Origin of the sequence: Parafrankia colletiae, assembly GCF_001854655.1 — a bacterium.
Classification (GTDB): domain Bacteria; phylum Actinomycetota; class Actinomycetes; order Frankiales; family Frankiaceae; genus Parafrankia; species Parafrankia colletiae.
Genome location: NZ_MBLM01000144.1, coordinates 48,497 through 67,868, shown reverse-complemented (window position 1 = coordinate 67,868; position 19,372 = coordinate 48,497). Strand labels below are relative to the sequence as shown.

Below are 19,372 nucleotides of genomic sequence, written 5' to 3'. Positions count from 1 at the left end.
CGAACGCAACGGCCGGAACTTCCTCGGCTTCCTCTGCCTCGCCGCCGCGATCACCTGCTGGAAGAAACTCCCGCACTCGACGTGAGACACGCTCTAAGACACCACACTCGGTCATCATCTCGTGACAGGACGGCTCGGTGGAGGCTTACGGCTTACTTGCCGAGCGCCTGTGGCTGTCAACGGCGAAAACGCGGCCCCGTCCCGGTGCGGATCTCGTCAGGTCAACGCCCGCCGGCAAGCGATCAGGCAGGCGCGACTCCACCGACACCCACGATCCGCTCGCTGACACCCAGGCGGGGATCTGTGCGAAAAGTGAAGTTCGCGCACCTGTGGYGTGCAGAGGTTCACCCCGCTACTCGTCGACGCCGCCCGGCCCTGCCGGCACTCGCCCGGGATGGTTCGTCGATGAGACGTAGGTGAAGGTCGCCGGCCGGTGGACCGACGCGTACCGGGCGATCGACCAGTTCGGGCAGGTCGTCGACGTGCTGGCCTGCGACCATCGTGACCTGGCCGCGGCACGGCGGTTCTGCTACCGAAATGCGGGCCAGTGCTCCGGCCTTCAGACCGGGGGTGAAGGCCCGCGCGGGAGGGCGCTCAGCGCCCGAGCGTGCAGTAGGCCTGGCTTAGCTGGGACGGGGCTGTTGCTCGATGTATTGCCGCAGAACGATGATCGGGGCGCCGCCGACGGAGCCGGCGAAGTAGGAGCCTGACCACAGCTTGTTGGCCCGGTAGTAGTGGCGGACGAGGTCGGGGAACTTTTGGCGCATCCGTCGGGACGAGACGCCCTTGAGGCTGTTGACGAGCTTCGACAGGGCGACCTTGGGCGGGAAGTTGACGATCAGGTGGACGTGGTCGCCCTCGCCGTTGAACTCGACCAGTTCGACGTCGAAGTCGGCGCACACCGCCTGCATAATCTCTTCCAGGCGAGTCAGGTGCCGGTCCTGGAACACGGTGCCGGAACTTGGTTATGAAAACCAAGTGGGCGTGGAGCGCGAAAATGCAATTCCTGCCAGTGCGAACGTTGAGATCCTGGGCCATAAACCAATGCCAGGCTGTGATCGTACAGCTTCGGTACAACTACCGTCTGGACCCGTCGCCGGGTCAGGTGGCGGCGTTGGCACGGGCGTTCGGCTGTGGCCGGGTCGTGTTCAACGACGCGCTGAGGCTGAGACAGGACGCCCGCGTGGACGGGCTGCGGTACGTCTCCGACGGGGAGATGTCCCGGCGGGTCATCACCGAGGCGAAGCGTACCGGGGAACGGGCCTGGCTCGGCGAGGTATCGGCCGTGGTGCTGCAACAGGCCCTGGCGGATCTGAACACGGCGTACCGGAACTTCTTCTCCTCGCTGTCCGGGAAGCGGAAGGGCCGGAAGGTCTTCCCGCTCCGGTTCCGGTCGCGGAAGGACAACCGGCAGGCGATCCGGTTCACGAAGAACGCCCGGTTCGTGGTCACGGCCGGGCGGAAGCTGCGTCTGCCGAAGATCGGGGACGTGGCGGTTCGCTGGTCGCGGGACCTGCCCGCCGCACCGTCGTCGGTGACCGTGGTCCGGGATGCGGCGGGCCGGTACTTCGCGTCGTTCGTCGTCGAGACGACGGACGACGTGTTGCCGCCGGTCGAGTCCGAGGTGGGCATCGATCTGGGACTGACGCACTTCGCGGTCCTCTCGGACGGCACGAAGGTCACGTCGCCGAAGTTCCTGCGCCGCGCGCACCGCAGGCTCCGCCGATTGCAGAAGGATCTGTCCCGCATGGAGAAGGGCAGCGCCAACCGGAAAAGGGCCGTCGTCAAGGTCGCACGGGCTCACGCCCGGGTGGCCGATTCCCGGCGGGACTGGCAGCACCAGCTCTCCACGGCGATCATCCGCGAGAACCAAGCGGTGTACGTCGAGGATCTGTGTGGCCGGTCTTGGCCGGACCCGGCTGGCCCGGTCGGTACACGACGCGGGCTGGTCCCAGTTCGTGGCGATGCTGGAGTACAGGCGGCCCGGTATGGCCGGACGTTCGCCAGGATGGATCGGTTCGGCCCGGAACATTCGCACAGAAGGTCGCAAGGTCGCCGCCGGACAGGCGGAGACCGTAAACGCCCGTGGAGCGCGAGTCAGACCGGCACCCGTGCCGGCATCGCGCCGCGAAGCGGGAACCCGCCAGAAGCTCACACCCACAGCGGTGTAGCAGGCTGGAATTTCCGCCCTTCAGGGCAGAGAGGATGTCAATCGTCCAGGTCTGTCGGAACGACCAGAACGGGCCGCTTCGCCCAGTTGACCACCCGATGGGAGACCGAGCCGGTCAGCAGCCGCTCCAGGACGACCCCGCCGCCGTGCCGGGTCCCGATGACGATCGCGTAGGCGTCGACGCTGTCGGCCACGGCGAGCAGGTGCGCCGCGGGATCCCCGGCCAGGACGTGCAACCGCCAGGGCACGTCGCTGCTCGCCAGTGTCCGTTCCACCAGCGTGCGGACCTCCCTGGTCCGGGCATCCTGGTCAGCCCTGAGGAACCGCTCGGACAGGTGCCGCCCGGGCACCGTGGAGACCATCGCGCGGATCCCGCCGCGGCTGAGGGTTTGGACGTGGACGACATCGAGTTCCGCGCCCAGCCGCCGCGAGAGGTCAGCCGCCCGGGCCAGGGCGGCGGGAGCTGCTTCCCGGGTGTCGACCCCGGCAACGATGTGCTGCATACCCACAGGGTTTCCGCCAGCGGCCCGGTTAGTGCCGTGTCAGGCCACATTCGCCCTGTCAACGACCTGGCGTAGCTGCTTGTCCTCGCTGGCTGCCAGGCGATCCACTCCACCCAGCCGCGGGGTACGAGACGAAACATCGCCGCCCACTGGGCCGTCAAGGTCTGTCACAGCCACACGGTCGAACGCAGCCCATGTGATCATGAGCCATCGACCCGAGATGCCCGGACGAGTGCGCGAGGTGGAGGCCCGGGTCCGTGGCCTGCATCGTCACCTCCGTCGCCGGCCTGGACAGCTTCGGCTACTCGGCGTACATCGCCGGATGGGCCGGCGACCAGAAAGCCGTCGAGGCGTCGGCCGCCCGTTCGCCGTGTCGGAGCGTCGGAAGTAGCCCTGAAAGAACTGCCGCCAGGCCATCCTGATCAAATGGAGTTTCCATGGCGGCTGGTGATGCCCCTGGCATGGGAGGCATACCGAGCCGGTAGCCTCCCGGTCGGCGCGGTCGTCGTGGACAGTTCCAGTGAGCCGGTCGGGCAGGCCCGCAGCACTCGCCATGAGGACATCCAGGTCCCTAACCAGCTCGCCAACACGCGGATCGCGCACGCCGAGGTCAACGCGCTGGCCCAGCTGCCCTGCAAGGGTTCATTTCAGGGGATGAGTCGCCGACGGCCGCGGGGAACCGGATGCGGCACCGCTGGTCTCCTCCGCCAGACGGACACCCGGAGGGCTACCCCGGAACCCCTGGCCGCGCAAGGGCGCACGGCACCTCCACCTGTTGCTGGTGCGAGGCTGACCCGGTCAGAGATTGGCGCCGCGGGCGCTGACCGGCCAGTGGGTGACCGTCTTGCCGCCGCGGGTGACCACGAGGTGGTCGGCCAGGTTCACGGCAGAACAGACGTGGTTGGGCACGATGAGAGTCGTCTCCCCGATCCTGGGAACAGGGCAGCCCGGCGGGGCGGCGACCACGGCATGGTGTTCGGACAGGGAGGTCACAACCGCCTCGGGAAACTCCGGCAGAAAGCCGAAGCCGGGCGTCCATGCCGGACGATCGGCACCAAGGACCTTGCTGCCGGCGTCGAGTACGAACCGGTCGGGCGTGGGCGCGCTCACCACTGTCGTCGCGGCGGCGAGCGCGATCTGGTCTGTGGTGCAGGAACCGAGCGCCAGCTGCTGCGCGTCGTTGAACACGTACACCCCGGGGCGCAGTTCGGTGACCGTGCCCGGCCGTGAGTACGCCACGCTTGGTGTCGAGCCGCCGCTGAGCACCGTGGGATGCAGACCTACGGCACGGAGGGCGTCGGCGGCGACAGCCAGTGCGGTCTCCTCGTCACGCGCCGCCCGCAGTCGGGCGTCGGGGTGGTAGGCGTGGCCAGGGAAGGTGAACAGGCCTCGAACCCACAGGCCGGCTTCGGCCGCGGCGAGGGCCGGTCCGACGGCGCCGCCGGGTGCCACGCCACTGCGGTGATGGCCGCTGTCCACCTCGATCATCACATCGACGGGCAGATTCGCCTCACCGAGGCGACGTGCGGCCGGGACGGAGTCGACGCCGACCGCGATCCGCGCTCGATCGGCCAGCCGCCGCAGTCGGTCGGTCCTGTCCAGATCGAGCCACAGGGGGTAGGCGATGAACAGGTCGTCGAACCCGGCGTCAGCGAAGATCTCGGCCTCGCTGATGGTGGCCACGGTGAGGCCGGTGGCGCCTGCCGCGCGTTGCAGGTCGGCGAACTGCGGGGCCTTGTGGGTCTTGGCGTGGGGTCGCACCGCGAACTCTCCCACCGCGGCGACCCGGGCCATCCGGTCGATGTTGTCCTCGACGACATCGAGATCGACAACGAGGGCCGGGGTACCGACCCCGGCCGGCACAGAAAGGATCAAGGTTGCCTCGCAGTCCGCCGTGGCCGTCCTGGGATCATCTTCCGTCGTATCGATCCGATGCCGACGGCATCCCGGCCAGGGCTCAGGTGCTCCGCGCGGCAGGAGCCGGTCGGGAGCCCGCGTCCAGCGGCCCGAGGGCTACCGCCTGGTGGGCGCGTTCGAGCCATCCGATCCGGCTGCACGGGCGGTAGCCGGATTCCGCATCGGCCATGCCCTGTCCTTTGAACCCGAAAATCTCAGGTGAGCCCGGGATGGCGACTCGTACCAGGAGGCACTTCCGCTATTCGCCGTGGCGGTACTTGCCGGGCGCGGTCCCGTAGCGGCGTTTGAAAGCGCTGGCGAAGGAAAATTCCGACGTGTAGCCGACCCGGGCAGCGACGGTGCTCAGCGACGCGTTGGACTCTCGCAGCAGCCGGGCGGCGGTGGTCATCCGCCACCAGGTCAGGTATTGCAGCGGCGGCTGTCCGACAAGGGAGGTGAAGCGCCGGGCGAAGGGCGCCCGGGACAGTCCTGCCTCGGCGGCCAGCGCCGCGACCGTCCAGGGCCGCGCCGGGTCGCGGTGTATGGCCTGTAGTGCGAGGCTGGTCGCCGGGTCGCTGAGTGCAGCCGCCCAGCCGGTGGCGGGCCCGCTTGTGGGCCGCTCGTCGAACCAGGTTCGCAGGATGTGGACCAGCAGGGTGTCGAGCAGCGCGGGGACGATGGCGTCTCTGCCGGGACGGGGGTACTCCAGTTCGGTGGCGAGCGCATCGACGGTGGCGTGTAGTTCGGGGTGCCGCGTGAGATGTGCAGGGAGGTGCACGAGTTCCGGCAGATCACGCAGAAGCGGATGGGCCCGGGTCGGATCGACCTGGTAGGCGCCGCAGAGCGTCACCGCGGCGGGGACAGTCATACCGGCGGGGGCGCCGACGGTGTCCGTGATGTGGCTCTCGAGAAGCCGCGGGTCGCTCGGATCGCAGGGGGCCGCAGCCGGTGAGGTCGTCAGGCTGTCCGCCAGGGTGTGCCCGCGCCCGTGCGGCCGGAACACCACGTCTCCGGCGGCCAACGCCACAGGGCCAGCGTCCGGCGCGACAAGCCAGCACGGCCCCTGCATGATCACCTGGAAGCCGACGGAGCCGGGCACGGACCCGAACCGTTGCGCCCAGGGGGCGTGCCAGGTCACCCGCGCCGAACGCGGACGACCGGTGCGCATGACCGCGATCACGTCGCTGAGCACATCCATCTGTGCAGTATTGCCGGCGAGACGCTCGAGTATGAATCAGGCACTCCTACGCATGGGCCGGCTCGTTTTTTCGTCCTAGGTTCGACGTATGCGAGCGATCCGCATTCACGAGTACGGAGATGCGTCCGTCATCCGCTACGAAGATGTTCCGCGCCCCGTTCCCGGACTGGGCGAGGTGCTGATTCGCGTCGCCGCGACCTCCTTCAACCCATCCGAGATCGGGCTGCGTTCCGGGCTGCTGCGCTCCACCTTTCCACTGGAGCTGCCGCATACCCTCGGCTGGGACGTCGCCGGCACGGTCGTCGAGGTCGGCAGCAACGTCCGTACGTTCACCGTCCATGATCGGGTCATCGGACTTCTCGACAGCGGCGCCGCGGCCGAATACGCCGTTGCCGCAGCCGACGCACTGGTACTGGCACCGACCTCATCCCCACTCACCCACGCCGCGGCCATCCCGGTCGCCGGTCTCACCGCCTGGCAGGCGGTTTTTGAGCACGCCCACGTGACAGCCGGGCAGCGGGTCCTTGTGAACGGCGCCGGCGGTGGGGTCGGCGGGTTCGCAGTCCAGTTCGCCAAGCACGCAGGAGCACACGTGTTAGCCACAGCAAGCCCACGCAGTGCCGTGGCGGTCGGTCGCCTGGGCGCCGACCAGATCATCGACTACACCGCCTCACCCGTTGCCGATCACCTGGATGAGCGGATCGACACGGTACTCAACCTCGCCGCGATCACCCCGCAGCAGGCCGACGCACTGGTCCCATTGCTTCGCCCCGGCGGCATGTTCGTCTCCATCACCACCCCGATCGAACCGCCCACCAGCATCCCCGTGACAGCGAGGAACTTCGTGGCGCGCAATGACACCAGCCAGCTCGCCGCACTCGTCACACTCGTCGACACCGGCGTGGTCCACATCGACATCGCCGCGTCCCGCCCCCTCGCCGACCTCGCCGCGGTACACCGCGACGCCGAGTCCAACCGCACCCGAGGCAAGATCATAATTGTTCCGTGAGGAAACCCCTGAGCGACCGTCCCTGCCCTTTTGAGGCGATGTCGGTGCTGTCCCGAGAGACCAGGAACCAGGACGTCAGCACGGCGCGGCATCGTCGGCACCCCCAGAGCCGGCGCCAGCGGGTCAGTCTCCGTAGAAGCCGGCCGGGTCGAGGTCGGACAGCGCGACCCAGCCCGGGTCCGCGGTGACGGTGGCCTTCGTGGGGGTGGATCGCAGCTCGACCGCCAACGCCGGGCGTTCGTCGACGAGTTGGGCCAGCGCGTAGATCGTGGCGAGGATGTGCACGCATGGTCGTGTGCGGGCCCGGCAGGTGCATTCGCCTTGCTGCGCTTCCGGGGGGACGGCAATGCTGATCGCGTGCTGGGTGAGGTCCGCCTCGAGGGTGTCGGGCAGGTCTCCGGCGACCAGCCCACGGTGTTCGGCCATGGCCCTGGCGATCAGACGCCCTGCCTCGGCCTGCGTCTCGTCGGGCCAGAGTGGCAGGTCGATTCGGACCCGGCGCACCTGCCCGGACACGGTGACCTCGGCCTCGACGTGGCCGACGCCGGCAACCACGACGGTGGTGGTGTTCCGCGCGAGGGTGCGTGCCCTGGGTAGCAGCGGGTTGGGCCGCGCCATCGATGTCGACTCGACGGTGCGGACCCAGGCGCGACCCCAGGGCGTGGCGCCGAACTCCGGTGGCATCATGCGAGCGCCCCCTGGCCCAGGTCCAGGACCGCGTGGAGGTCGTCGTCGGACATCCTGGCCAGTGCGGCCTGGGTGTCGCCGGAGACGATCTCGGCGACGCCCCGCTTGTTCTCGTGCATCTGCGCGATGTGGTCCTCGATCGTGCCGCCGGTGACGAGCGTGTGGACGTTGAGCGTCCGCAGCTGACCGATCCGGTGCGCCCGGTCGGTCGCCTGCTCCTCCACCGCCGGGTTCCACCAGCGGTCGTAGTGCAGGACATGGGAGGCGCGGGTCAGGTTGAGCCCGAAGCCGGCGGCGCGAAGGCTCAACAGCAGGACGGGCGGTGCGTCGTCGTCCTCCTGGAACGCGTGGACGAGCTGGTCACGGCGCTCGGTGGCGAGGCCGCCATGCAGGAACGGGACCGGGCCGACGCCGAGCACCGTGCCCAGGTGCTTCGAGAGCAGCTCGCCCATCGCGCGGTACTGGGTGAACACGAGCACGCGGTCGTCCTGCTCGACGACCTCGGTCAGCATCTCGGTCGCCCGGTCGAACTTGCCGGACAGGCCGGGCGCGGCGGTGTCCTCCCGCAGGTACTGGGCGGGATGGTTGCAGATCTGTTTGAGCGCGGTGAGCAGGGCGAGTACCCGGCCGCTGCGCTCGATGCCGGCGCCGAGACCGGCGGTGAACGCCCTGTCGACGGCTTCCCGGTAGAGGCGGGCCTGTTCGTCGGCCATCGTGCAGACGATCGTGGAGTACAGCTTGGGTGGCAGATCGGCGGCGACGTCGGCCTTGGTGCGGCGCAGCAGGTGTGGTGTGACCATCCGGGTGAGCGCGGCCGCGGCGGTCGCGGATCGGCGTTGCTCGATCGACGCGACGAACCGCTGCCGGAACCGGCCACGGGTGCCCAGCAGACCGGGACTGGTCACGTTGAGGATGGACCACAGCTCGTCGAGCCGGTTCTCCACCGGGGTGCCGGTCATCGCGATCCGCACGGTGGCGGACAGCTGTGCGGCGGCTCTGCTGGCAAGGGCGTCCGGGTTCTTGATCTGCTGTGCCTCGTCCAGGACCACGACGTCCCAGGCCGTGGCGGCCAGCGGCTCGTCCTTACGCAGCACCGGGTAGCTGGTGATGACGACGGTGCCGGGTGGGTAGGTCGCCGGCAGCGCCCGGCTGGCGCCGCGATAGATGATCACTGGGGTGGTGGGTGTGAACCGCGCCAGCTCGCGCCGCCAGTTGCCGATCAGTGAGGTCGGGCAGACCACCAGGTGTGGCTTCTCCGACTGGCGGGTGGCCAGCATGCAGATCGCCTGCAGCGTCTTGCCGAGACCCATCTCGTCAGCCAGGATCCCGCCGTGCCCGAGACCAGGGCGTGCGTTGAGCCAGGCCACGCCGTGCGCCTGGTAGGGCCGCAGCTCGGCGGTGACGGCCGCGCCGCGCAGCAGGACGCGGGTGGCCACCGCCTGACGGAACTGCGCCAGCAGCGTGGGGGCGGCGGCGATGGCGGTGCCGTCGGCGTCGAGCACCGCGTGGGCGGCCGGCGGCATCCGCAGGCCCAGGGCCCCGAACGCCTCGTCCCCGCTTTCGGGGTTGTCGCCGTCCAGCAGCCGCGCGGCGTCGCGCCACGCTCGTACGGAGGCGCCGACCTCGGCTCGCGGATCAAGCGTCAGGAGCCCGTGCCGGGCGGCGTCCAGATCGGCGAACCGTACGGGCACGTTCGCCGGCCGGACCTCGTCACCCCTGGCCACGGCCAGGCGACAGACGCCCGGGCGGCCCGCGGGCAGCCCCTGCTCGCGTATCGCGTCGTCCAGCTCGGCCACACCCCACCAGGCGATCGCGTCCTCCGCGGGGACGAAGGTGGCCTGCAGCCGGCTGGGCTTCTCAGTCATCGAGCACCTCAGACCGTCGTCGGGACATCGGATGTGCACTGGCCGTGGGAGCAGGCATCCGTGAGATGCCGTTCGACCAGACTCCCCACCTGCTCGTATCATCTAGATCGCGCCACACAACTGTTGTGTACCACAACCATTGCGCGACACAATACTACTCGGTCGATCGGCTGGGCCCCATGACCACGAACGAACAGAACTCGCCGGACACCAGCCAGTCGTTGACGGCACAGGTCATCGAAGCGCTGCCGGACTGGATCACCCACCTCATCCAGCTCAACAGCCTGATCGCCACCCGGATGGGGGTGGTCGTGACGGACTTCCACTGCCTCCACGCGTTGCAGCAGGACGGTCCGACCACGGCCAGTGCACTGGCCGAGCGTGTGGGCCTGACGCCCGGCTCCGCGTCCCGCATGATCGACCGGCTCGCCGCAGCCGGCTGCGTGCGCCGGGTTCCGGACCCGGGGAGTCGGCGCCGGATCATCATCGAGCCGACCGACGAGGGCCTCGACCGGATCAACGCCTACTACGCTGGGTTGACCGCCCGGACCCGCGAGGACCTGGCCGCCTTCAACGACGACGAACTGCACACCCTCCTGCGGTTCGTCGAGGTGTTCCGCCTCAGCGCGATCGCCGAGGTCCGCCAGCTGCGCTCCATGCCCTGACTCCGAATGCCCCGACTCCGCTCAGGTCGCCTGGAGGAGGTGCACGATCGAGAGGGCGACGGCAAGGCCGCCGAGCAGGAGGCGCAGCGCGGTGTCGGGGACGCGGTGCTGCAGGTGGGCGCCGAGGTAGGCGCCTGCGAGCCCACCCAGGCCGCTGGCCAGCCCCACCGCCCAGTGCGGCGCGATGCTGCCGGGGGCGGTCATCGCGAGCAGGGCGTAGGTGACCGCACCGACGACCGAGGTGGTGAACGTGGCCGTGAGGGCGGCGGGTGCGACGGTGGCGACCGGCAGGCCCCGACCGACCAGGATCGGGCTCAGGAGGGAACCGCCACCGATGCCGTAGACGCCGCCGACAAGCCCGACAGCCACGGCCAGCGCGGTGATGGTGCGTGGCGCGGRCCCGGGCGCCGGCGCCTTCCCTCCCACCGTACTGGCGCTTCCGTTCCCGCTCCCACACGCGTTCTCGCCCGCGCTCCCGCACGTGGCCCCGCTCCGGCAGTCGCTGCCGCACACCGCCGTGGTGGCCTGCCGGCGAGCGCGCGCGGTGCTCAGGAGGAGCCAGACGCCGAGCGGGAGCAGGAAGAGCCCGAGCAGGAGGCGGAACAGGCGGGCGCCGGGCACGACATGCACGCGCAGGACGGCCCCGAGCACCACCCCGGGCAGGGTGCCGGCGACGAGCCTGCGGGCGAGCGGCCCGGCGCCCTGCCCACGCGCCCGGTAGCGGAGCAGCGCGCCGGGGGTGGCGACCACGTTGAACAGCAGGTTGGTCGGGGTCACGGCGGGATTCGGGGTGTGCAGCACGTCGAGCTGAACCGGCAGCATGAACACCGCGCCGGACACCCCGACCGGCGCGGTGACCGCGGCGATGAGGAAGCCTGCGACGAAGCCGAGCAGAACGATCGTCATCGCACGGGAGGGGCGTCAGCCGCTGACACGGAGCGGAGGCGAGTGGTGCCGCCGGCCCGACGGAACTGCGCGGACATCTCCGCGCATTCGGATCCGGAAACCCGCTTTTCTCCGCTTTTACCGAAGACCTTCCCGGTACGGCCGAGGAACCCGCACGAAAAGCGCCGGATTGGCCGGGAAAAATACTCCTCCGGGCTCGGCGACATCAGCCGAAAATAGCGGGAAACGTTTCCCCGCCGCCAGCCGGGCCCTACTCCCGCGCGGAGAGTGCCTCTACGGCCGCAGCCGCGACGGCGGGGGTGAGCCGGGGCAGGTCCAGCGGGGGCAGCAGCATCCCGGGCGGGGTCTGCATGGTCAGTGCACGCACGGCGGCGAGCCGTGCCGCCGGGGTGATCGGCCGGCGCATCGTCACCGCCGCCTGCAGCAGGCCGGGCAGGGCGTGGAGCGGGCGGGGGCCGAGGCTCGCCGAGTCCAGCGGCGGCGGGAGCTCCGGGCGGGTCCGCAGCACGGCGACGCCGTCCGGCGGCCGGGCGAGGCCGATCAGGTCCACGATCAGGTCGAGGTCCGCGGCGAGCCCGTGCAGCGGCTGCACCCCGTACAGCACCGGGTCGTAGAGCGTCACCTGCCGGACGCCGGCGCCGACCACCAGGCCGGCGAGGTCGCCGCCCCGACCGGGGTCGACGATGGCGACCCGGGCCCGGGCCGGCTCGATGCCGTGCGCCCGCAGGTGGTTGAGGATCGCCGCGGTCGCCGCGACCGCCAGGCCGTCGTTGATCGAGTCCAGCAGCAGGGGGGACGTCGGCCGCGCCGCGGCGAGCATCGCCGCACGCACCGCGTCGATCCTCCGGACGTGCGTGTGTACCAGCACCATCGCGGCGAAGCCGGGGGCGAGCATGCCGACAAGCCGGGCGAGGTCGGCCGGTTCGTGCGCGTCGACCGGCATCGGGATGACATCGAGGCCCGTCGCCCGGTGCAGGTGTGCGGCCTGCGACTCGACCGCGGGCAGGGCCGCCTCGGCTGCGAGCGGCTCGAAGTCGAGGACGGCGCTCGCGTCCGTCAGCAGGGCGATCCGGCGGGGTCGTCCCGTCACCCGGTCGGTGTGGTTCGGGTGGACGGAGAGGTACCGGATGACCCGGCGGTCCGCCTCGGCGTCGAAGAGGGCCAGGTCGTGGCCGGTGGTGACCGACGCGCACAGCGACTGGGTGAGCTTGCCGGTCGACGCGACGGTGAAGACGGGATCCTCGGTCTGCAGCAGGTCGGCGCCGAGCCGTGCCCGCAGGGCGCTGGTCAGCCAGGCCAGCGTCGAGCCGCTGTCTGCGTCGAGGGTGATGCGGCGCTGGTCGCGGGCGTCGGCCTCGTCGGCCTCGTCCGCGTAGCAGACCACGACCCCGGGGGCGGAGGCGATCACGGCGTCGATGTCGGCCCGCACTCGGCCGGGCACCAGGACCGTGACGCTGAAGGCGGCGCTCGTCCCGCGCACACCGGCGGCTTCAGAGGGCACGGCGGCCACCCCGCGGCGGGCCGGCACAGCGCCGGTACGAACGACTCACGGGCTCGACCACCTCGCGCTCACCGGGAATCCGCCCACCCGGCCAACCCCACAGGTCACCATCTTGCCACCTGAAAAATTACCAAGCCGGCAACCCGGCCGCACCCCGAACCCGCGCTAAGGACGATCCTGCAGGCCCGCCGCCGACCCCGCCGGCCTCGCCGACCCCTGGTCGCTCGGCGCTGGCCCGTCCGATGCTGGCCCGTTCGATGCCTGTTCGTCTGCCTGTTCGTCCGATGCCTCGGCGTGCCGCGAGATCAGCCGTGCCCGGACCTCGTCCGGGGTGTAGGCCCGGCGGGCGCGCTCGGATCGTGCCAGCGCCGCGCCACCCGCGGCGACGCCGACGACACTCGCCAGCCCCAGCACCTTCCACCAGCGTCCCCCGCCCGGTCCGGGCAGCGCCGGCCTCCAGCTCGTCATCTCTGCCTCCGGAGGAGACGCCGGCCTTCAGGCCGGGGAGGAATCCGGTTTCCCGCGGAGCGGGTCAGGGGTAGGCGATTCGCCGTCAGGCGGACCGCCGTTCGTCGAAGCCAAGGCGCGCTTGACCAGCCACGGGATCTCGGTTTGTCTCGATCGTTCATCGCGGGTCGCAGCCTCCGTGACGTGGGTGGGCGGGTCGTCCGGCTACGGAAGGTTCACCAGTGTCGGCCTGGTGGCGATCTAGGCTGGTCGGGTGTCCCGTTTCCGGTTGTCTCCCGACGCGACGCAGGCCGAGGCCCTGCTTGCCCAGTGTGGGTATGCCCGGTTCGTGTGGAACCTGGGGCAGGAGCAGCGGGCCGCGTACCGGGCCGGGCGTGGGCCTACACCCGGCTACCACGAGCAGGCACGGCAGTTGACCGAGGCCCGGCGCACGTTCGGCTGGCTGGCGGCCGGGTCGCAGACGGTGCAGCAGCAGGCTTTGCGTGATCTGGATCAGGCGTGGCGGAACTTCTTCGCCGGCACCCACCGGCGGCCCGGGTTCCGCCGCCAGGGGGTGCATGAGGGGTTCCGGGTCGTGGGCCAGGCCGCCGGGCGGGTCCGCGTCGAGAGCCGGAGATGGTCGTCGGTGCTGGTCCCGAAGGTGGGCTGGGTCAGGTTCCGTCGCAGCCGCCCGGTTCCGGCGGCGGCGAAGTCGTACCGGGTCACCCGGGATCGGACGGGCCGCTGGCATATCTCTTTCGCCGTGGTACCCGAACCGATCGAGGCCCCGGGCACGGGTGGGGTGGTGGGGGTGGATCGGGGTGTTGCCGTCTCGGTCGCGCTGTCCACCGGCGAGTTGCTGGTCTGCCCCGGTCTGCGGTCGAAAGAAGCCGAGCGGCTGCGGCGGCTGYAGCGGTTCCAGGCGAAGGCGAAGCGCGGGTCGCATCGTCGCGACCGGCTCAAGGGCCAGATCGCCCGGCTGAAGGCCCGGGAGGCCGACCGGCGGAAAGACTGGGTCGAGAAGACCAGCACCGATCTCGCCCGCCGGTTCGACCTGATCCGTGTCGAGGACCTGAACATCCGGGGCATGACCAGCTCCGCCCGCGGCACCGTCGAGGCGCCTGGCCGGCAGGTGCGGCAGAAAGCCGGGCTGAACCGGGGCATCCTCGGAGCCGGCTGGGGGCTGCTGGTCCAGCGGCTGGAACACAAGGCCCCCGGCCGGGTCGAGAAGATCCCCGCCGCCTACACCTCTCAGCGCTGCTCGACCTGCGGGCACACGGCATCCGGAAACCGCGAGAGCCAAGCGGTGTTCCGGTGCGTCGCCTGCGGACACACAGCCAACGCCGACCTCAACGCAGCGGTGAACATCGCGGCCGGACGGGCCGTGACTGCGCGGGGAGGCACGGTGTTGGCCGTGCCGGTGAACCGCGAACCTCAACCTTCCGCACCCCCTTCTTCGGTGGGCGTGTAGGAGCTGGAATCTCCCGCGTTCACGCGGGGGAGGACGTCAACTGCTCAGGCTACGGAACCGCGACCCCCTAGGCTGGGGGTCATGGTCGGAACTCCCCTGACCCTCGACCAGGCGGTGGACCTCACCCGCACCGGCGACCTGTGGGTCTTCCGCGGGCGCAGCGCCGCGGACCGCGCCATCCAGATGACGACGAACAGTCCCGTCAACCATGTCGGGATGGCGGTCGTGCTCGACGACCTGCCGCCGCTGATGTGGCACGCGGAGCTCGGCCGGTCGCTGCGGGACGTCTGGACCGGCGGCCACCATCGCGGCGTGCAGCTCCACGACCTGCGCGAGGCTGTCGTCGTCTGGGGCACCCGATACGGCCAGCGGGCGTGGTTGCGGCAGCTGGACCCGACCGTCGGCCGCGCCGCGGAGGACGCCGTGCTGCGCACCGTCGCCCGGCTGGACGGTACGCCGTTCCCGTCCACCGCCCGGCTCGCGGCGCGCTGGCTGGGTGGCCGGGTGCCGCTGCCGCGCCCACCGGGCCGGGTCCGGGCCTGGGCGGACCACCGCCGGCACCGGCTGGCCCCCGACGGCCCCAGCCCCAGCCCCGGCCCCGGCCCCGGCCCCGAGCAGGAGATGACGACGCAGAAGCGCCCTGCCCCGGAGGGGGCGGCGCAGGTGGGGCTGGAGTCCGCCTACTGCGCCGAGGTTGTCGCGATCACCTACGAGGCGATGGGGCTGCTGCCGCCTGGCCGGCGTCCGAACTGGTACGACCCGGGCCGGTTCTGGAGCGGGGACGACCTGCCGCTGGCCGACGGCTACCGCCTCGGCACCGAGGTCGCCGTGGCGCTGCCCGCGGGCCCGTCGCCGGTGGGCCCGCCGCCGGTGGGGTGAGCTGCCCGGGCCGAGGCCAGGATCCGCCGGACCGAGTGCGGCGTCACGAACAGGGCCTCCGCGATCTCCTGCTCGTCGGCCCCGGCCGCCTGCCGGCGCAGGACGTCCCGCTCGATGGACGTCGGGCCGAGGGCCGGGGGCCGGATCGCCAGGGGTTCCCCGGCGGCGGTGAGCTGGTCGCTGATCCGCCGGTACAGCCCGGTAGCGCCGCACCGCCAGGCCTGCTCGGCCGCCTGGACCAGCATCGCCCGGGCCCGTTCCCGCTCCCGGTCCCCCGGGTCCGCGGTGGCCGGCGTCGCCTGCGTCGCCGGGGTCTGTGGGGTGACGAGGCGGGTGGCCAGGGCGCGCAGGGCACGTGCGTGCTCCAGCCGGGCCCGCGTCGGGGCGAGCAGCGCCTCGGCCTCCCGGAGCTCGGCGAGGCCGCCGTCACCGTCGCCGCTGCTGCTGCCGCCGTCACCGGCGTCCTCGGCGCGGATCTCGCCGAGGAGGCGCAGCGTGCGGCCGACGACGGTCGGCGCGCCCCACGTCCGGGCCGCGGCCAGCTCGCCCCTGAGCAGGCCGACGGCCTGGTCGCGCTGGCCGAGCCCGGCCAGCGCCTGGGCGCGCAGTGAGTGCCAGGGCCGCCAGGCCGGGTTCCTGGCATGCGCCATCAGGGTGCGGACGTCGTCCAGGCTGGCCAGCGCCTCCGTGTGGCGGCCCTCGGCGATGAGCAGGCTGGCGTGCATCTCGCCGAACAGCCGCATGCCCTCGGGCGAGCGCGGCTTGTCGCGTATGGCGTCCGCCAGCGCCCGGGCCTGCGTGAGGTCCCCGATGTCGACCAGGACGCCGACGGCGTACGAGTCGCTGTGGCCGGAGCCGAAGGCCAGCCCCCAGGTCGCCGACTGGTCGCTGGCGAGCTGGAAGATCTGGTAGGCCTCGCGCAGGTCACCGTGCCCCCAGCGGGCATAGGCCCGCCAGATGTTGGCGGCCAGCGCCCCGAACACGGAGCCGAGCTGGTGTACGTGGTCCAGGCCGTCCTGGAAGACCGCGTCGGCGTCCTCGTCCGCCAGGTGCAGCGCGACGGCGGCGACCACCCAGAGCAGGCCGACGTCCGCACGGGTCAGCACCCCGCCGGCGACGGCGAACCGGGCCAGCTCGACGGCGCGCGGGCGGTTCACCCCGTCGATCAGCGCCTCCCAGGCGAGCGCCGCGGCCAGCATCCGCGCGCCGGGGCCGTCGCCGGTCACTGCCGGTTCGGGCGTCCGGCGCCAGACCGCCGGGTCGACGTCGTGCATGTAGCCGCCGATGCGGGCCAGGCCGAACAGGCCCTGGCGCTCGTCACCCAGCTCGTCCGGCAGCTCGTCGGCGACCCGGTAGCCGAAGCGCGTCGCCTCGCCCTGGGAACCGGCGAACACCAGCGCCCGGGTCAGCATCTGCGCCACCAGCGCCCGGCGCGGCCCGGGTTCGAGCGCCTCGTACGCCTCGGCCAGGTGGGTCACGGCCGCGACGCCGTCGCTGAGCACGGCCACCCGTCCCAGCTCGAGCAGCACCTGCGCACGCAGCTCCGGCTCGGGCTGCTCGCGCAACGCGCGGACCAGGTAGGACGCGGCAGCGTCCGGAGTGCCCCGGTCGGTGGCCCGGACCGCGGCCTGCCGCAGCACGCCGACCACCCACGGGTCGCCCCGGTGCGGCACCTGCAACAGGTGCGCGGCGATCTGCTCCGGCGCGGCACCGGACCGGTACAGCTCGCGGGCCGCGCGGTCGTGGTGCAGCTGCCGCTCCCCCGGCGGCAGGTCGCGGTAGACGGCGTCCGCGACCAGCGGATGGACGAAGCCGAGCGGGTAGTCGTCGCGCAGCACCTCGGCCCGGGCCAGCGCGCCGACAGCTGCCGCCGTCGCCGCGTCGGACAGGCCGGCGAGCGCGGCGACGATCGGCAGCACCGCGCCGCCGCCCAGCACCGCGATCCAGCGGGCGACAGTGGTGCTCTCCCGCGGCATGCGCGCCAGCCGCATCAGCACCAGGCTGGACACGGCCCGCGCCCCGATGGCGGTGACGGTGCCGGCCTGCGCGCTCCGCGGGCGGACGCCTTCGGCCTGCAGCGCCCGCAACAGCTGCCGCAGGTAGAGCGGGTTGCCGGCGGTGGCCCGGTGGCAGGCGGCCACGAAACCGTCCTCGGCGTCGGCGCCGAGCCGGCCGCGCACGAGGTCGGCGACGCCGCCCGGGCCGAGTGGCGCCGGCCGGATCCAGACCGTGCCGGGGTCGTGCGTCAGTTCGGCCAGCAGGCCCTCGTCGTCACTCGGCTCACCGGTCCGCAGCGTCGCGACGATCAGGACGGGYATGTCCTCGGCCCGCCGCACCAGGTACGACAGGAAGCGCAACGAGGCGCTGTCACACCACTGCAGATCGTCGACGGCGAGCATCACCGGCCCGTCCGCGGCGAGGCGCACCGTCAGCCAGTACAGGCCATGCAGGACCGCCAGCGAACCGTCACCCCGCCGCCCGGCCGGCGGGTACCCGCCGACGGTCGGATCAGACACCCCCGTCAGGCCGGGCCCGCCGACGGCGCCCGCCGTTCCCGCGGTGCCCACCAGGCCCGCCGGGCCGACCAGGACACCAGGACCGGGGTCGGGATCGGGCAGCCGGACGTCGAACACCGACGCGGCCTGCGTCGCCGGCCCGACGAGAACGCCACGGCCCGCCGCGCCGGTGGCGACCTCCGCCTCGTACAGCTGGCGGACGGCGCCGAAGCCGTACTCCCGTTCCAGCTGGCTCCCGCGGGCCGTGAACACCCGGAACCGTTCCGGGGCGGCGAGGCGACGGGCCTCGGCCAGCAGCCGGCTCTTGCCGATCCCGGCCGGGCCCTCGATGACCACCAGSCTGGCCTCGCCCGCCGCCGCCTCGGCCACACAGACGGCCAGCTCGGCGACCTCACGGTCCCGGTCCACCAGTCCTTCGCCGACCGGCGGTGCGAACCCCGGCGGCGCGGGCGGCCGGGAGGCAGACGGCGGCGCGGCAGCCAGCTGGGTGGCAGACGACTGCGTGGCAGCCAGCTGGGCAGCAGCAGACGGGGGCGCGGCCCACGGCCTGGCGGCGGTCGCCGGTGGCGGCGGCGGCGGTGGCGGTGGCGGTGCCTGCAGCATCGGCGACTGGCGGAGCACCTCGGCCTCCAGCGCGCGCAGGGCCGGGCCGGGGTCCACGCCGAGCTCGTCCGCGAGCACCTGCCGGGCCCGGCGCAGCGCCGCCAGCGCGTCGCCCTGCCGCTGCGCCCGGTACAGGGCCAGGACGAGCAGCCGCCACCGCTCCTCGCGCAGCGGCTGCTCGGCGACCAGCGCCTCGAGCTCGGGCACCACCACGGCGGTCTCCCCGCCGCCGAGCCGGCTCTCGATCAGCTGCTCGCGGGCGACCTCCCGCAGTTCGGCGAGCCTCGCCGCCTCAGGACGGGCCCAGGCCTCGTCCCGGTACTCGGCGAACGCCGGACCCCGCCACAGGCCCAGCGCGGTGGTGAGCAGGTCGACCCGTACCTGCGGATCGGCGCCCGCCCCGGACCGCCGCACCAGGTGTTCGAACTGCCAGGCGTCCACCGCGTCGGGCGCGACCCGCAGCGCGTAGCCGGACCCCATCCGGACGATCACCGTCCCGCGGGACCGGGCGGCCCGCTCCGGTTCCAGGGCGCGCCGCAGGTGGGACACGTACGACTGGAGCGCGCCGTGCGGCCCCGACGGTGGTCGGTCGGCCCACAGCAGGTCGATCAGCTGGTCGGCGGCGACGGCGTCGCCCCGGGCGATCACGAGCAGGCCGAGCACCGCCCGCTGGCGACGCCCACCGAGGTCGAGGGGCACGCCGCGGCGGGATGCCGCCAGATCACCCAGGACGCTGATCAGCGGCAGGTCGGCCCCGGCCGATCCGCCCGGGCCAGCCGGACCAGCCGGATCGATGCGGCCGTCCAGGTCCTTCGGGACGTTCGGGACGTTCGGGTCACCAGGTCCTGCCCAGCCCTGACCACCCCGCACAGCTCTCCCCCTCAGCGCCGCCCGCGTTCGGCGTCCGAGCGAATGTACGACACCCGCCGCCCTGTGCCACCCGACCTTCTTGGGACGGCTTGTCAGTGGRCGTCAGTAGTTCTCAAGTGGTCCGCAAGCGGCCACTCCCAAGTGCACCGCAAGGCGCCTGACGCACTGTCGTCCCGCCAGCCGCCG

13 protein-coding genes and 3 pseudogenes are annotated in these 19,372 nt (G+C 72.1%); 6 read left to right on the top strand and 10 right to left on the bottom strand.

Going from position 1 to position 19,372, the window contains the following annotated elements; genetic code table 11:
- Positions 1 to 334 precede the first annotated feature (334 nt).
- Positions 335 to 536: pseudogene (locus CC117_RS35290) on the top strand (DDE-type integrase/transposase/recombinase); the annotation flags it as partial.
- Positions 537 to 623: 87 nt separating this feature from the next.
- Here CC117_RS35290 and tnpA read toward each other — a convergent pair.
- Positions 624 to 1,038: pseudogene (gene tnpA, locus CC117_RS25520) on the bottom strand (IS200/IS605 family transposase).
- A gap of 16 nt (positions 1,039 to 1,054) precedes the next feature.
- On the opposite strand from tnpA, the pseudogene CC117_RS35285 reads away from it, so the two are divergent.
- Positions 1,055 to 2,171, top strand: a pseudogene (locus CC117_RS35285) (RNA-guided endonuclease InsQ/TnpB family protein).
- A 37-nt stretch (positions 2,172 to 2,208) separates the two neighbouring features.
- Here the strand turns inward: CC117_RS35285 and CC117_RS25510 are convergent.
- From CC117_RS25510 to CC117_RS25500, 3 genes are all read right to left on the bottom strand, one after another.
- The gene (locus CC117_RS25510; RefSeq protein WP_071088452.1) at positions 2,209 to 2,673 is read right to left on the bottom strand and encodes a universal stress protein; all 465 of its coding nucleotides are present in this window, start codon (positions 2,671 to 2,673) and stop codon (positions 2,209 to 2,211) included.
- Positions 2,674 to 3,471: 798 nt separating this feature from the next.
- Positions 3,472 to 4,548, bottom strand: coding sequence for an alanine racemase (locus CC117_RS25505; protein ID WP_071088450.1), 1,077 nt, complete (start codon positions 4,546 to 4,548; stop codon positions 3,472 to 3,474).
- A 280-nt stretch (positions 4,549 to 4,828) separates the two neighbouring features.
- Positions 4,829 to 5,767, bottom strand: a complete 939-nt coding sequence (locus CC117_RS25500; protein ID WP_071088448.1) for an AraC family transcriptional regulator — start codon at positions 5,765 to 5,767, stop codon at positions 4,829 to 4,831.
- An 88-nt stretch (positions 5,768 to 5,855) separates the two neighbouring features.
- Between CC117_RS25500 and CC117_RS25495 the strand changes: the two genes are divergently transcribed.
- Positions 5,856 to 6,776, top strand: a complete 921-nt coding sequence (locus tag CC117_RS25495; RefSeq protein ID WP_071088446.1) for an NADP-dependent oxidoreductase — start codon at positions 5,856 to 5,858, stop codon at positions 6,774 to 6,776.
- Between the two features lie 123 nt (positions 6,777 to 6,899).
- Here CC117_RS25495 and CC117_RS25490 read toward each other — a convergent pair whose 3' ends face one another.
- Entirely contained in the window at positions 6,900 to 7,463 is a 564-nt protein-coding gene (locus CC117_RS25490) for an SWIM zinc finger family protein (RefSeq protein WP_241830415.1), read from the bottom strand.
- Positions 7,460 to 9,328 (bottom strand): DEAD/DEAH box helicase, encoded by a 1,869-nt coding sequence (locus CC117_RS25485; RefSeq protein ID WP_071088444.1) that lies wholly within the window; start codon positions 9,326 to 9,328, stop codon positions 7,460 to 7,462. Before CC117_RS25485 ends, CC117_RS25490 begins: the two co-directional genes overlap by 4 nt.
- A 179-nt stretch (positions 9,329 to 9,507) precedes the next feature.
- Here CC117_RS25485 and CC117_RS25480 point away from each other — a divergent pair, with 179 nt between their 5' ends.
- Entirely contained in the window at positions 9,508 to 9,993 is a 486-nt protein-coding gene (locus CC117_RS25480; RefSeq protein WP_071088442.1) for a MarR family winged helix-turn-helix transcriptional regulator, read from the top strand.
- Positions 9,994 to 10,014: 21 nt separating this feature from the next.
- Here CC117_RS25480 and CC117_RS25475 read toward each other — a convergent pair whose 3' ends face one another.
- From CC117_RS25475 to CC117_RS25465, 3 genes are all read right to left on the bottom strand, one after another.
- Positions 10,015 to 10,899, bottom strand: a complete 885-nt coding sequence (locus CC117_RS25475) for a sulfite exporter TauE/SafE family protein (RefSeq protein ID WP_071088440.1) — start codon at positions 10,897 to 10,899, stop codon at positions 10,015 to 10,017.
- 250 nt (positions 10,900 to 11,149) lie between these two features.
- The gene (locus tag CC117_RS25470) at positions 11,150 to 12,400 is read right to left on the bottom strand and encodes a malic enzyme-like protein (RefSeq protein WP_241830414.1); all 1,251 of its coding nucleotides are present in this window, start codon (positions 12,398 to 12,400) and stop codon (positions 11,150 to 11,152) included.
- A gap of 165 nt (positions 12,401 to 12,565) precedes the next feature.
- Positions 12,566 to 12,868: a hypothetical protein gene (locus CC117_RS25465; RefSeq protein WP_084132771.1), complete on the bottom strand. Its 303-nt coding sequence runs from the start codon at positions 12,866 to 12,868 to the stop codon at positions 12,566 to 12,568.
- A gap of 253 nt (positions 12,869 to 13,121) precedes the next feature.
- On the opposite strand from CC117_RS25465, the gene CC117_RS25460 reads away from it, so the two are divergent.
- Both CC117_RS25460 and CC117_RS25455 read left to right on the top strand, forming a co-directional pair.
- Complete coding sequence (locus tag CC117_RS25460; RefSeq protein ID WP_071088435.1) at positions 13,122 to 14,318, top strand: RNA-guided endonuclease InsQ/TnpB family protein; 1,197 nt, start codon at positions 13,122 to 13,124, stop codon at positions 14,316 to 14,318.
- Between the two features lie 81 nt (positions 14,319 to 14,399).
- Positions 14,400 to 15,197, top strand: a complete 798-nt coding sequence (locus CC117_RS25455) for a hypothetical protein (RefSeq protein WP_071088433.1) — start codon at positions 14,400 to 14,402, stop codon at positions 15,195 to 15,197.
- Here the strand turns inward: CC117_RS25455 and CC117_RS39970 are convergent.
- Positions 15,122 to 19,186 (bottom strand): BTAD domain-containing putative transcriptional regulator, encoded by a 4,065-nt coding sequence (locus tag CC117_RS39970; RefSeq protein WP_071088431.1) that lies wholly within the window; start codon positions 19,184 to 19,186, stop codon positions 15,122 to 15,124. The two genes, CC117_RS25455 and CC117_RS39970, sit on opposite strands and share 76 nt — an antisense overlap.
- Positions 19,187 to 19,372 lie beyond the last annotated feature (186 nt).